The 13,769-nt window shown below is 74.6% G+C and carries 10 protein-coding genes; 9 read left to right on the plus strand and 1 reads right to left on the minus strand.

Going from position 1 to position 13,769, the window contains the following annotated elements; all coding sequences use genetic code 11:
* Positions 1 to 47 precede the first annotated feature (47 nt).
* Positions 48 to 1,961 (minus strand): molecular chaperone HtpG, encoded by a 1,914-nt coding sequence (gene htpG, locus O7606_RS06805; RefSeq protein WP_281598216.1) that lies wholly within the window; start codon positions 1,959 to 1,961, stop codon positions 48 to 50.
* Between the two features lie 200 nt (positions 1,962 to 2,161).
* Here htpG and O7606_RS06810 point away from each other — a divergent pair, with 200 nt between their 5' ends.
* The 9 genes from O7606_RS06810 (at position 2,162) to O7606_RS06850 (ending at position 13,722) form a co-directional block, all read left to right on the plus strand.
* On the plus strand, positions 2,162 to 3,097 hold the full coding sequence (locus O7606_RS06810) for an STM4015 family protein (RefSeq protein ID WP_281598217.1): 936 nt from the start codon (positions 2,162 to 2,164) through the stop codon (positions 3,095 to 3,097).
* 35 nt (positions 3,098 to 3,132) lie between these two features.
* Positions 3,133 to 4,221 (plus strand): STM4014 family protein, encoded by a 1,089-nt coding sequence (locus O7606_RS06815; RefSeq protein ID WP_281598218.1) that lies wholly within the window; start codon positions 3,133 to 3,135, stop codon positions 4,219 to 4,221.
* Complete coding sequence (locus O7606_RS06820) at positions 4,209 to 5,012, plus strand: STM4013/SEN3800 family hydrolase (protein WP_281598219.1); 804 nt, start codon at positions 4,209 to 4,211, stop codon at positions 5,010 to 5,012. The genes O7606_RS06815 and O7606_RS06820 overlap by 13 nt, the downstream gene beginning before the upstream one ends.
* On the plus strand, positions 5,009 to 6,319 hold the full coding sequence (locus tag O7606_RS06825; RefSeq protein WP_281598220.1) for an STM4012 family radical SAM protein: 1,311 nt from the start codon (positions 5,009 to 5,011) through the stop codon (positions 6,317 to 6,319). Before O7606_RS06820 ends, O7606_RS06825 begins: the two co-directional genes overlap by 4 nt.
* Complete coding sequence (locus O7606_RS06830; protein WP_281598221.1) at positions 6,316 to 7,176, plus strand: STM4011 family radical SAM protein; 861 nt, start codon at positions 6,316 to 6,318, stop codon at positions 7,174 to 7,176. Before O7606_RS06825 ends, O7606_RS06830 begins: the two co-directional genes overlap by 4 nt.
* A 225-nt stretch (positions 7,177 to 7,401) precedes the next feature.
* Positions 7,402 to 9,093, plus strand: a complete 1,692-nt coding sequence (locus O7606_RS06835) for a serine/threonine-protein kinase (RefSeq protein WP_281598222.1) — start codon at positions 7,402 to 7,404, stop codon at positions 9,091 to 9,093.
* 84 nt (positions 9,094 to 9,177) lie between these two features.
* The gene (locus O7606_RS06840; RefSeq protein WP_281598223.1) at positions 9,178 to 10,818 is read left to right on the plus strand and encodes a hypothetical protein; all 1,641 of its coding nucleotides are present in this window, start codon (positions 9,178 to 9,180) and stop codon (positions 10,816 to 10,818) included.
* Between the two features lie 212 nt (positions 10,819 to 11,030).
* Positions 11,031 to 12,254, plus strand: a complete 1,224-nt coding sequence (locus O7606_RS06845; protein WP_281599523.1) for a multidrug effflux MFS transporter — start codon at positions 11,031 to 11,033, stop codon at positions 12,252 to 12,254.
* A gap of 550 nt (positions 12,255 to 12,804) precedes the next feature.
* Complete coding sequence (locus O7606_RS06850; RefSeq protein WP_281598224.1) at positions 12,805 to 13,722, plus strand: 5'-3' exonuclease; 918 nt, start codon at positions 12,805 to 12,807, stop codon at positions 13,720 to 13,722.
* Positions 13,723 to 13,769 lie beyond the last annotated feature (47 nt).

Genomic DNA, 13,769 nt, shown 5'->3' on the forward strand with positions numbered 1-13,769 from the left:
CGTGTGGAGCCGGGGGCGGGAACGCGGCCCCACCCCCGGCCCGACGGTCACAGCGTACGGGCGAGCCGGTCGGCGAGGATCCGGGTGAACCGGGACGGGTCGGCCAGTTCGCCGCCCTCGGCGAGCAGCGCCATGCCGTGCAGCAGCTCGGCGGTCTCGGTCAGGCCCTCGGTGTCGACGCCCTGCTCGTGGGCCTTGCGCAGCCCGGTGACCAGCGGATGCGTCGGGTTGAGCTCGAGGATCCGCTTGACCGGCGGGACCTCCTGCCCCATCGCCCGGTACATCTTCTCCAGCGTGGGGGTCAGGTCGTGCGCGTCACCGACGATGCAGGCCGGGGAGGTGGTCAGGCGGGCGGAGAGCCGGACCTCCTTCACCTCCTCGGCGAGCTGCTCGCCCAGCCAGGTCAGCAGCGGGGCGAAGTCCTTGCGCTGCTGCTCACGCTCCGGCTCGGCGCTCTTGCGCTCCTCCTCGGAGTCCAGGTCGACCTGGCCCTTGGCGATCGAGCGCAGCGGTCGGCCGTCGAACTCACCGACCCGCTCGACCCACACCTCGTCCACCGGGTCGGTGAGGATCAGCACCTCGTAGCCCTTGGCGCGGAACGCCTCCATGTGCGGCGAATTCTCGATCATGGTGCGGGACTCGCCGGTCAGGTAGTAGATGTCGGACTGGCCGTCCTTCATCCGCTCGACGTAGCCGGCCAGGGTGGTCAGCTCGGTCTCGTGGTGCGTCGAGGCCACGGAGGTGACCTCCAGGAGGGTGTCCCGGTTCTCCGTGTCGTCGATCAGCCCTTCCTTGACCGCCCGGCCGAACTCGGTCCAGAACGTGCGGTAGCGCTCGGGCTGCTCGGTGAGCATGGTCCGGACGGTGGCGAGGACCTTCTTGACCAGCCGGCGACGCACCACCCGGATCTGCCGGTCCTGCTGGAGGATCTCCCGGGAGATGTTCAGCGACAGATCGTGGGCGTCCACCACGCCCTTGACGAAGCGCAGGTAGTCCGGCATCAGCGCTTCGCAGTCGTCCATGATGAAGACGCGCTTGACGTAGAGCTGGACGCCGCGCTTGCCCTCCCGCATGAACAGGTCGTACGGCGCGTGGGACGGGATGAACAGCAGCGCCTCGTACTCGAAGGCGCCCTCGCCCCGCATGTGGATGGTCTCCAGCGGGTCCACCCAGTCGTGGCTGAGGTGCTTGTAGAACTCGTGGTACTCGGCGTCGTCGACCTCGCTGCGCGGTCGGGCCCACAGCGCCTTCATCGAGTTGAGGGTCTGGACGTCGACAGTCGTCTTCCCCTCCTCGTCGGTGCGCTCCGTCGTCATCCGGATGGGCCAGGCGATGAAGTCGGAGTACCGCTTGACGATCTCCCGGAGCTTCCACTCGGCGGTGTAGTCGAAGAGGTTGTCCTCGCTGTCCTCCGGCTTGAGGTGCACGGTGACCGAGGTGCCCTGCGGGGTGTCCTCGACGTCCTCGACGGTGTAGGTGCCCTCGCCGGTGGACTCCCACCGGGTGCCGCCGGTCTGCCCGGCCCGGCGGGTCACCAGCTCCACCCGGTCGGCCACCATGAAGGTGGCGTAGAAACCAACGCCGAACTGCCCGATCAGCTCCTGGGAGGCGTTGGCGTCCTGGGACTCCTTCAGCTTGCGCAGCAGCTCGGCGGTGCCGGACTTGGCGATCGTGCCGATCAGGGCGACCACGTCGTCCCGGGACATGCCGATGCCGTTGTCGCGGACGGTCAGCGTCCGCTTCTCCTTGTCGACCTCGATCTCGATGTGCAGGTCGGAGGTGTCGACGTCGAGATCCTTGTCGACCATCGACTCCAGCCGGAGCTTGTCCAGCGCGTCGGACGCGTTCGACACGAGCTCGCGCAGGAAGACGTCCTTGTTCGAGTAGATCGAGTGGACCATCAACTGGAGCAGTTGACGCGCCTCCGCCTGGAACTCGCGCGTCTCGACCCCGTTGCTCACGCCGACTCCTTTCCGGAACAGTGCTGTCGCGGAAAGGATACGAGCTGTCGCGCGGACCGCCGAGCAGGGTCCGTGATCGGTGACGGCGCGTGGCGTCATCCCCACCGCCCCCGGCGCCGGCGTGGGCGGTCGGGCGGGCGGCGATGTCGGCGGCCGCTGCTACGGTGCCGTCGCCGTAGATCCCGAGGGCGGAGGCTCGCGTGACCATCAACTCCCATGTGACGACGTTCGACGGCCTGCCGGTCGTGCGGTTCGCGCCCGACCTGGCGCTGCCGGCCGACCCGTCGGCGGTGGCCTGGCGGGTCGAGGCCGCCGACTACGACTCGTCGCCGCAGGAGCTGACCGAGACGCTGGAGGCGCTGCTGGCGGCGGTGCCCGCCGGGTCGATCCGGGCGCTCGTCGTCGGCCAGTGGGGCAGCCCGTACGAGAACCCGGCCCCGGTCGACCTGCTGGTCTCGCTCGCGCCCCGGCTGACCGGCCTGCGCGCGCTCTTCCTCGGCGAGATGACCTTCGAGGAGTGCGAGATCTCCTGGATCCGGCACGGCGACGTCAGCGGGCTGCTGACGGCGTACCCGGCGTTGGAGGTGCTGCGGGTGCGCGGCGCGGACGGTCTGACGCTGCGCCCGACGCGGCACCCGGCGCTGCGGGAGCTGGCGTTCGAGTCCGGTGGCCTGCCCGCCGCCGTGGTCCGGGCGGTCGGTGAGTCGGACCTGCCCGCCCTGACCCACCTGGAGCTGTGGCTCGGCGTCGACGACTACGGCCGGGACGCCACCGTCGCCGACCTCGCGCCGGTGCTGGGCGGCGATCGGCTCCCCGCCCTGCGCACGCTCGGACTCTGCAACACCGACCTGGCCGACGAGGTGGCCGCCGCCGTCGCCACCGCCGGGGTCGTGCCGCGCCTGACGGCGCTCGACCTGTCCATGGGCACCCTCACCGACGTCGGCGGCGAGGCGCTGCTCGCCGGGCAGCCGCTGACCCACCTGCGCCGTCTCGACCTGCGCCACCACTTCCTCTCCGAGGAGCTGGCCGGTCGGCTGGTCGCGCGGCTCGCCGGGGTCGACGTGGACGTCGACGACGCGCGCAAGGCCGAGGAGTACGACGGCCGGGTCTACCGCTACACGATGGTCGGGGAGTAGCCGGCGATGGGCGGTGGCGCGACAGTGGGGCGGGCGTGGTGGAGCTGACGGTGGTGGGCAACCCGGGCCACCGCCGGGTCCGCTTCTTCACCGCGGCGGCGGTCGCCGCCGGGCTGGCCACGCCGACCGTGCTGCCCTGGCGCGACGTGCTCACCGGGGCCGCCGCGCCGCCGGCCGGGACGCTGGTGCGGATCGACTCCCCCGGCGAGGACGCCGAGGTCGACCGGCTGCTGCGGGGCGCCCACGAGCCGGCGCGGCACGGCGAGATCGTCGGTCTGGCCGCCGGGCACGCCGGGCTGCGCCGGGCGCTGACGCGGCTCGCCTCCGGCGGGGCGACCCTGCTCAACCAGCCCGCCGACGTCGCCACCCTGTGCGACAAGCGCCGCTGCCACGCGCTGCTGGCGGCGGCCGGCGTGCCGGTGCCGGCGGCGCTGCCCGGCGTCACCGGGTACGCCGGGCTGCGGGCGGCGATGCGCCGGGCCGGGTGGACGCGGGTGTTCGTCAAACCGGCGCACGGCTCCTCTGCCTCCGGGGTGCTCGCCCTGGCGACGCACGGCTCCCGGGTCGTCGCCACCACCTCGGTGGAACGCGACGGCGGGCGGCTGTTCAACTCGCTGCGGGTCCGCCGGTACACCACCGAGACGGAGGTCGCCGCCATCGTCGACCGGCTCGCCCCGGACGGGCTGCACGTGGAGCGGTGGCTGCCGAAGGCGGGCCTCGCCGACCGGGTGGTGGACGTACGGGTCGTGGTGGTGGCCGGGCGGCCGACCCACGCGGTGGTCCGGGCCGCCCGGGTGCCGATCACCAACCTGCACCTGGGTAACGCCCGGGGCGACCTGGCGGCGGCGCGCGCGGCGGTCGGCCCGACCGGCTGGGCGGCGGCCATGGCCACCTGCGAACGGGTGGCGGCCTGCTTCCCGGGCACCCTGCACGTGGCGGTGGACCTGATGTTCCTGCCCGGCTGGACGCGGCACGCGGTGGCCGAGGCCAACGCCTTCGGTGACCTGCTGCCCGGGGTGCTCGACGAGGACGGCCGGGACAGCTACGCCGCGCAGGCGCACGTGATCCTCGCCGGCTGGCGGCCGGCGGTCGGGGCGACCCGGGAGGCGGCATGCGTGACCTGATCGGCTCGCACGACCTGCTGCTGGTCACCCTGGACACGCTCCGCTTCGACGTGGCCGACGAGCTGGCCAGCGCCGGGCGCACCCCGGCGCTGGCCCGGCTGCTGCCGGACGGCCGGTGGGAGCGGCGGCACACCCCGGCCAGCTTCACCTACGCCGCCCACCACGCGTTCTTCGCCGGGTTCCTGCCCACCCCGACCGGTCCGGGGCCGCATCCGCGGCTGTTCGCCGCCCGGTTCCCGGGCAGCGAGTCCGCCGGGGCGGACACCTGGGTCTTCGACGCGCCGGACCTGCCCACCGCGCTGCGCGCCGAGGGCTACCACACGCTCTGTCTCGGTGGGGTGGGGTTCTTCAACCGGCGCAGCCCGCTCGGCGCGGTGCTGCCCGGCCTGTTCGCCGAGGCGCACTGGGAGCCCGCCTTCGGGGTCACCGCGCCGGGCTGCCTGGACGCCCAACTCGACCGGCTGGCCGAGGTCGTCGACCGGCTGCCGGCCGGCCGGCCGCTGTTCACCTTCCTCAACGTCGCCGCGCTGCACCAACCGAACCACCACTACCTGCCGGGCGCCACCGAGGACACCCGGGCCAGTCACGCCGCTGCCCTGGAGCACGTCGACGCCCGGGTGGACCGGCTCGTCACGCTGGTCACCGGCCGGTCCCGGCCGGTGTTCGTGATCGTGTGCGCGGACCACGGCACCGCCTACGGCGAGGACGGCCACACCGGCCACCGGTTCGCCCACGAGGTGGTCTGGACGGTGCCGTACGCCCACTTCACCCTCGACCCGGGAGACTCGTGACCCTCGACGGCTCGCCCTACCAGGGCTACCTCTACGCGTACCCGCACAAGACGGCGTACCGGCCGCTGCGGCCCCGACCGGCGCTGCGCGACGTCTGGGCCGGGCAGGCCCGCGACGCGCTCTTCCTCTACCTGCACGTGCCGTTCTGCGAGATGCGCTGCGGTTTCTGCAACCTGTTCACCCGGGCGAACCCGCCCGCCCAACAGGTCGGGGCGTACCTGCGACAACTGCGCCGGCAGGCCGAACGGGTCCGGGCGGCGCTCGGCGGGGACACCCGGTTCGTCCGGGCCGCGTTCGGCGGCGGCACCCCCACCTACCTGGAGGCCGGCGAGCTGGTCGAGCTGTTCGACATCGCCGAGGAGACCGCCGGCGGCCCGCTGGCCGGGCTGCCCGTCTCGGTGGAGACGTCGCCGGCAACCGCGACCCCGGACCGGCTGGCCGTGCTCGCCGAACGCGGCGTCACCCGGGTCAGCATCGGGGTGCAGAGCTTCCTGGACGCCGAGGCCCGCGCCGCCGGCCGCCCGCAGCGCCGCGACGAGGTCGAACGGGCGCTGGGAGCGATCCGGGCGGCCGGCGTCCCGGTGCTCAACGTCGACCTCATCTACGGCATCGACGGGCAGACCGCCGCGTCCTGGCTGGCCAGCCTGGAGGCCGCGCTGGCCTGGCGGCCGGAGGAGCTCTACCTCTACCCGCTGTACGTCCGGCCGCTGACCGGGCTGGGCCGGCGGGCGCGCACCCGCGCGGACTGGGACGCCGAGCGGCTGGCCCGCTACACCGAGGCGACGCAGGTGCTCGACGCGGCCGGCTACCGACAGGAGTCGATGCGGCAGTTCCGCCGCGCCGACGTGGCCACCCCCGCCGGCCCGGACTACTGCTGCCAGGACGACGGCATGGTGGGGTTGGGCTGCGGGGCCCGGTCGTACACCTCGGCGCTGCACTACTCCTTCGACTACGCGGTCGGCGTCACCGAGGTCCGCGCGGTGCTCGACGACTATTCGGCCCGCCCGGCGGGCGACTTCGACCACGCCGAGGTGGGCATCGTCCTCGACGACGCCGAGCAGCGCCGCCGCTGGCTCATCCAGTCGCTGCTGCGGGTCGACGGCCTCGACCCGGCCGCATACCGGCAGCGGTTCGGCGCCGCGCACACCGACGACTTCCCCGAGCTGGCGGAGCTGACCCGGCGCGGCTGGGCCACCGCCGACGGCGCCCGGCTCACCGCCGCCGGGCTGGCCCGCTCCGACCTGGTCGGGCCGTGGCTGGTCTCCGCGCCGGTGCGCCGGGCGATGGCGGAGCACACGCCGCGATGAGCCTGTCGATCCTTTACCGGGGCCCGTTGGCGAGCTGCAACTACGACTGCCCGTACTGTCCGTTCGCCAAGCGGCGCGACCCGCCGGAGCTGCTGCGCGCCGACCGGGCCGCCCTGGACCGCTTCGCCGGCTGGGTCGGCGACACCACCGACGTACGGCTGTCGGTGCTGTTCACGCCGTGGGGCGAGGGGCTCACCCGGAGCTGGTACCGGACGGCGATGGTGCGACTGTCCCACCTGCCGCACGTCGACCGGGTGGCGATCCAGACGAACCTGGCCGCCCGGCCGGGCTGGCTGGCCGACGCCGACCGGGACACGGTGGCGCTGTGGACCACCTACCACCCGGGGCAGGTGACCCGGGAACGCTTCCTGGCCCGCTGCGCCGAGCTGCGTGAGCTGGGCGTGCGCTTCTCGGTCGGGGTGGTCGGGCTGCCGGAGCACCTGGCCGAGGCGCGGGCGCTGCGCGCCGCCCTGCCGGCCGAGGTCTACCTGTGGGTCAACGCCGCCGACGGGCACCGCTACGACGCGGCGCAGGAGGCCGCCTGGACGGCGCTGGACCCGCTGTTCGGCTACAGCGTCCGCCCGCACCTGTCGCTCGGCCGTCCCTGCCACGCCGGGGAGACGGCGGTGTCGGTGCGCGGCGACGGCACGGTACGCCGCTGCCACTTCGTCGCCGAGCCGATCGGCAACCTCTACGACGGCTCGTGGCGTGCCGCCCTGACCCCCCGGGCCTGCCCCAACGCGATCTGTGACTGCCACATCGGGTACGTGCACCTCAAGCCGCTGGGCCTGCGGGACGTGTTCGCCGGCGGGGTGCTGGAACGCATCCCGGCGGACTGGCCCCGGCGACCGGGGTGACCGGCCGACCCCGGGGTTGCCGTGATCTGTTACCTCTGACGTCGTGCTGCTGCCCGACCCGCTGCCCCACGCTGACGTATCGGCTGTACCGACGCCGGACCAGCGCCCCGTAGGCTCGTCGCCGTCGCCGTCGCCGTTCCGGTTCCGGCGTCCGCCGGACGCTGCCGGCGTCGACGGCTTCCGACACATCCCGTTTGGACGCGGTGGCTCGCGGGAGGCGGCACGGTGAACGCCCACAACTGGCAGATCTCCGGTTACACGCACCTTCGGGAGCTCGGGTCCGGGGCGTCCGGCCGGGTCGTCCTGGCCACCCACGACGCCACCGGCACGCCGACCGCGATCAAGTACCTGGTCGGCACGGTCGGCGACGACCCGTCCTTCCGGGCTGCGTTCCGCGCCGAGGCCGAACTGCTCGCCTCGATCGACGACCCGTTCGTCGCCCGTCTCTACGAGTACGTGGAGTCCGCGCGGGGCGCGGCCATCGTGATGGAGCTGGTCGACGGGGTGTCGTTGCGCCAGATGCTGCGCGCGAACGGCCCTACCGGCCCGGAGTCGGCACTGTACGTGCTCAAGGGCTCGCTGCTCGGCCTGCACGCCGCGCACGTCCGAGGCGTGGTCCACCGCGACTACAAGCCGGAGAACGTGCTGGTCACTGGGGCCGGCGAGAGCAAGCTCGCGGACTTCGGCATCGCCATGCCGATCGGCCGTGCGGCGGGCGCCTCGGTCACCGGCACGCCCCGCTACATGGCCCCGGAGCAGTGGCGCGGCGCGGCGGCCACCCCGGCGTCGGACATCTACGCGGCGACGGCGGTCTTCTACGAGTGCCTGACCGGCCAGGCCCCGTTCACCGGTCCAGGGTTGCTGGATCTTCGCGACCAGCACGCGCACGCGCCGATCCCCACCGAGCCGACCCCGGAGGCCGTGCACGACCTGCTGCGGCACGGGCTGGCCAAGCAGCCGGAGGAACGCCCACAGCCGGCCGCCTCGTTCCTTCACCGGCTGGAGGCGGTGGCTGTCGCAGCGTACGGGCCGCAGTGGGAGGAGCGTGGCCGCAGCCGCCTAGCCGAGCGGGCGCTCCTGCTGGCCCTGCTCTTCCCGTCGCACGATGCCGGCCACGGGGGCACGGCCGTCGCCACCACCACCCTGGCCACCACCACCCTGGCCACCGGCGCCCTCGACGCCGACACCGTCGACGGCGGGAGCGGCCGGCGTCGGGGCTGGGGACGCAGGACCCTGGTCGCCGGGAGCATCGCGGTGCTGCTGGCCACCGGGGGCGTGAGCTACAGCTACGCCGCCCGGGACGAGACGCCGGTCGAGCTGGCCGTCGCCACCGACCCGACGACTCCGGCCGCCGCCGACCCGGCCGGTGATCCGTTGGACCCGACGTCGCCGCCGACGCCCACCGCGGACGCGCTGACGCCCGCCCCGACGCCCACGCCGTCGACGACCGCCCCACCGACGACCGTCCCGGCCGTCGCTCCGACGGTCCGCCGTACCCCGTCGGCCACGCCCAGCCGGCCCCCGACGCCGAGCCCGCTGGTGAGCACGACCCCATCGCCGCCGCCCGACCGCAGCCCGCCCACCGTCGGCGGGGTCTCCGCCGATCCGACCACCCTGGACCCGAAGGGCTGCCCGTACGGCCCCACCGCCAGCACGGTCACCGCCTCGGTGACCGACGACCTGACGACGGCCGGCGAGCTACGGGTGAGCTTCCGCTACACGCTCGGCGGGGCGACCGCCACGGTGTCGATGGTCCGGCTCAAGGGTGACGTCTTCCGGGGCACGCTGGGGCCGCTGGGCACGCCCCGCAGGGACACCACGATCCCGGTCGACGTCACCGCCACCGACGCCGCCGGCAACACCGGCGCCGGCCGTCGGGTGTCCGTGACCCTCCAGTCGTCCTGCACGCCGGGCTGACCGCCGATGGCCGCCCACCCGGCCGGCACGGCTGGCCGCCCGCCGGTCGTGCGGACCCCCGACGCCCCCGGAAGGACGTACCCGATGACCCAGCCGACCCTGCCCACCGGAGCGCGCATCCTGGCCCAGGCCCACCCGGGCGTCTGCGGCATCTGGTGGCGGGCGTCGACGCCGGACGGCGTGGAGCAGCTCGCCCTCCGCATCGCCTCGACCGATCCGGACCTGGCCCGGCGGCTGACCGCGACGACCGAAGCGGTCGGCGCGCTGCGCCACGGCGGACTGCTGACCACCGGCGCGCCGATCCGGCACAACGGGGCGCTGTGGCTGGTCGCCGACCGGGTTCCCGGGCCGACGCTGTCCGCGCTGGCCGAGGCGGACGGCGCCGGCCTCGACGCGGGCGCGGTGGCGACGATCGCGGCGGAGATCGCCCGGACGCTCTCCGCCCTGCACACCGTCGGCATCGGCCACGGCGCGGTGCACGGCCGGACCGTCACGGTCAGTGGGATTGGCGCGGTGACGCTCACCGAGACCGGTCTGCTACCCGGACTGCGCCACGTGCCCGCCGACCCGGCGGTGGACCGGCGGGCGTGGGCGGAGCTGCTCCGCTGGCTGGTCGCCCGGTGGTGCGGGAAGGAACCCGGGTCCGACCTGCTGTTGCGCTGCGCCGCCCGGGGGGAGCACGACCTGGCCGGGGCGGTGCGGGAGTTGCGGGACGGCCCGCTGCCGGTCGGGGCCGGCGCGCAGACGACGCTGGTCGCCGCCGTGACGGCGGGTCAGCGGCCGGTGGCGCGCCCGGACGCCCCCACGGTCGCCGTGCTGGCATCGACCGAGGTGACCCACCGGGTCGCCGAGGAGCCGACGACGGTGCTCCCGAGCGACACGCCGACCACGGCCATGTCGATGTCGATTCCCACCGATCCGTTCCGGTCCACCAGCATGTCGACGGCGCTGGAGCCGGACGGTCCGCCGCACAGCGGACCGGGTCGGGCTCCGGCAGAGCCGGACCCGCAGGTCACCGCCGCGCCCACCGCGTATCCCGGGCCGACCGGGCGGTACCAGCCGATCACCGCCCAGGAACGGACCAGCGTCTTCCCGACCGCCCACGAACCGACCGGTCCCTTCCCGACCGCCCAGGAACCGACCGGTCCCTTCCCGGACACGGCCGGTCACGAACCGGCCGGACGGGGCCGTCCGGTCACCGTCGGGCGGTCACCCACCCGGAGCGGTGAGGTGCGCTTCGGTCCCGGGGTGCCGCCGGCGACGCCAGCGGCACCGGTCTGGCCCGCGGCGTCGCCACCTGCCGGGCCCCGTCGCTCCCGGTGGCGACTGGCCGGCTCGGTGCTGTCGACGCTGCTGACCCTCGCCCTGCTGGTCGCGGTCGGGCTGCACCTCTGGCAACGGATGAGCCCGTTGGAGATCCACTCGGTGCGGGTGGCCGTGCCCGAGCCGCCCGGTGACCGCTGCGACGTCACGGTGGACGTCGTCGCGACCGTGGAGACCAACGGCCGGGCCGGCGCCATCCGCTACCAGTGGTTGCGCAGCGACGCGGAGCCGGGCGGCCTGCTGACCGAGCGGGTGGCCCGGGGCCAGCGCACGGCCACCCTGCATCTCAAGTGGGCGTTCAGCGGGGTGGGCGCGACGACGGAGACCGCGGTGGTCAACATCACCGAGCCGACCCCCACCCAGGGACGCGCCATCTTCCGCTACCAGTGCGCGGCACGCTGACACCGGGCGCTGCGCGGCACCGGTCGCGGCCCCGGGCGGGCGGCGACGTGGAAAAGTGACCCTGCACACCTCCGCCGGCAGGCGGGAATGCCAGGCGGCCAGCGGTCTTTGGTCGCAGGTATGAGCTCACAAGATCAGAGGCACGGTGCCCGATGAGCGTCGACGCGAAAACCGCGCTTCCGCCGGCGCCGGCCTCCTCCCCCGGCGACCTGATGGACCGGGGGCAGCGGCTCCGCCTCGTCCTGGTGCTCGGCTCGCTCATCGCGATCGGGCCGTTGACGATCGACATGTACCTTCCCGCGCTGCCGGCCATCATGGACGACCTGCGGATCACCTCGGCCCAGGCGCAGCTCACCCTGACCGGCACGCTGGCCGGGCTGGCGATCGGTCAGTTGCTGATCGGCCCGCTCTCCGACGCCTTCGGCCGCCGCCGGCCGTTGCTGGCCGGCGTGGCGTTGCACGTGCTGGCCTCGGTGTGCTGTGTCGTCGCGCCGAACATCGAGGTGCTCGGCGTGCTGCGGGTCCTCCAGGGGCTCGGCACCGCCGCCGCGGCGGTCGTCGCCATGGCGGTGATCCGGGACCTGTTCAGCGGGTCGGCGTTCGCCACCCTGCTGTCCCGGCTGATCCTGGTGATGGGCGTCGCGCCGATCCTCGCGCCGACGCTGGGCAGCGGGGTGCTGGGCTGGACGAACTGGCGGGGGGTCTTCGTCGTGCTCGCGGTGTTCGGGGTCGTGCTGTTCGTCGTCGCGGCGCTGGGGCTGCCGGAGACCCTGCCGCCCGCGTTGCGCCGCAGCGCCGAGCTGACCGCCACCCTGCGCACGTACGGCGCGCTGCTGCGGGACCGCACCTTCGTCGGTCTGATCCTGGTCGCCGGCCTCGCCATGGCCGCGCTGTTCGCGTACGTGGCCGGCTCGTCGTTCGTCATGCAGGGGCAGTACGGGCTGAACGAGCAGGAGTTCGGGTTGGCGTTCGGGGCCGGGGCGGTCGGCCTGATCGTCGCCACCCAGTTGAACGTCCGGCTGCTGCGCCGGTACTCGCCGCAGCGGATCCTGGTCACCGCGCTGGCCGGCGGCACGGTCGCCGCGGCGGTGCTGCTGCTCTTCGCCGCCACCGGGTTCGGTGGGCTGCCCGCCCTGCTGGCTGCCCTGTGGGTCGTGCTGGCCGCGGCCGGGCTGGCGATGCCGAACGCGCCCGCGTTGGCGCTGTCCCGGCACGGTGAGGCGGCCGGCACCGCGTCCGCGCTGCTGGGCGCGGTGCAGTTCGGCGTGGGCGCGCTCGCCGCGCCGCTGGTCGGGGTGCTCGGCACCGGGGCGCTGGCGATGGCGCTGGTGGTGGCCGGTGGCATGGTCTGCGCGGTGGTGGTGCTGCTGGTGGTCGTCCGGCCGGCCCGGTTGGCCGCGCTGGACCCGGTCCCGGTGGCCAGCGCCGCGCACTGACCGCCCGACGCACGTCCGGCGCTGAGTGGCTTCGATCTCGCCGCGGTCCGGAACGGTGTTCCCAGCCGCCCGCCGGCACCGCGCCCGACCCCCGACGCGCGCCGCTGTGCACGCACGCCGCCAGGTCCACGGCGCGCGCCGCTGGGCACGACGTCCGCCAGGGCGCAGCGCAGCCCCCCGGCATGCCGCGCCGGCGTCCAAAGCCCGGCGCGCCGGGAGTTCGCCAGCCCACCGGCCCCGGATCGGTGCGGTCGACGCTGCAACTCCCCGGCGCGCGCTGTGGAGCTGCCCCATATCCGGGGCAGCTCCACAGCGCACGCCAACCACTCCCCCACGCCGCCTCACGCCACGCCCCACCACGGTCCCGCACCAGGCCGCATCCACATCGCACCGAACCACGCCCGCGCCGCGCTGGGCCGCGCCGCGCTGGGCGCAGCCAGACCACGCAGGGCGCCGCACCAGGCCGCGCCGGTCCGGCCGTTGCGGAGCGGCCGCGCCGAGCGGGCGTGCCGGCTGCCCGGGCTCGGCGTCGCTGTGCCAGGCTGTCCCCGTGGCATCGCGACCTCTCCTGCTGATCGACGCCCCCAGCCTCTACTTCCGGGCCTACTTCGGCATCCCCGAGTCCGCCGCGAAGGCGCCCGACGGCAGCCCGGTCAACGCGGTGCGAGGTTTCCTCGACATGCTCGCCACACTGGTCCGCACCCGCCGGCCGGACCGGATGGTGTGCGCGTTCGACCACGACTGGCGGCCGGACTGGCGGGTCGCGCTGCTGCCGTCGTACAAGGCGCACCGGGTGGCCCCGGAGGGCGGCGAGGTGGTGCCGGACACGCTGAGCCCCCAGGTGCCGGTGATCCTGGACGCGCTGGCCGCGATCGGCGTCCCGGCGGTCGGCGCCGCCGGCTACGAGGCGGACGACGTGCTCGGCACCCTCGCCACCACCCAGCCCGCCCCGGTGGAGGTGGTCTCCGGCGACCGGGACCTGTTCCAGCTCGTCGACGACAGCCGTCCGGTACGGCTGCTCTACGTCGGCAAGGGCGTGGCGAAACTCGACGACTGCGACGACGCGGCGGTCCGCGCCCGGTACGGGGTGCCGGCCGACCGGTACGCGGACTTCGCGGCGCTGCGTGGCGACCCCAGCGACGGGCTGCCCGGCGTGCCCGGGGTCGGCGAGAAGACCGCCGCCCGGCTGATCGAGCGGTACGGCAGCCTCGCCGGCATCCTCACCGCGCTCGACGACGACAGGTCAGGGTTCGCTCCCGGCCTGCGGACGAAGCTCGACGCCGCCCGGGATTACCTGGCCGTCGCGCCGACCGTGGTGCGGGTGGCCCGGGACGTGCCGCTCCCCGCGCTCGGCACCGACCTGCCGACCGCCCCGGCCGACCCGGACGCCCTGCTGGCCCTGGCCGAGAAGTGGAACCTGGCCAGCCCGGTCCGCCGTCTCGTCGACGCCCTCGCCGACCGGGCCTGACGAACCGGCCGAACCCCCACGAGCCCGCCGGGCCTGACGAACCGGCC

The organism is Micromonospora sp. WMMD882, assembly GCF_027497255.1.
Classification (GTDB): Bacteria; Actinomycetota; Actinomycetes; order Mycobacteriales; family Micromonosporaceae; genus Micromonospora.

Bases quoted from the DNA above. Each gene is read 5' to 3' on its own strand.
- O7606_RS06820 (WP_281598219.1), top strand. From the start codon at position 4,209: ATGCGTGACCTGATCGGCTCGCACGACCTGCTGCTGGTCACCCTGGAC.
- O7606_RS06830 (WP_281598221.1), top strand. From the start codon at position 6,316: ATGAGCCTGTCGATCCTTTACCGGGGCCCGTTGGCGAGCTGCAACTAC.
- O7606_RS06845 (WP_281599523.1), top strand. From the start codon at position 11,031: ATGGACCGGGGGCAGCGGCTCCGCCTCGTCCTGGTGCTCGGCTCGCTC.
- O7606_RS06840 (WP_281598223.1), top strand. From the start codon at position 9,178: ATGACCCAGCCGACCCTGCCCACCGGAGCGCGCATCCTGGCCCAGGCC.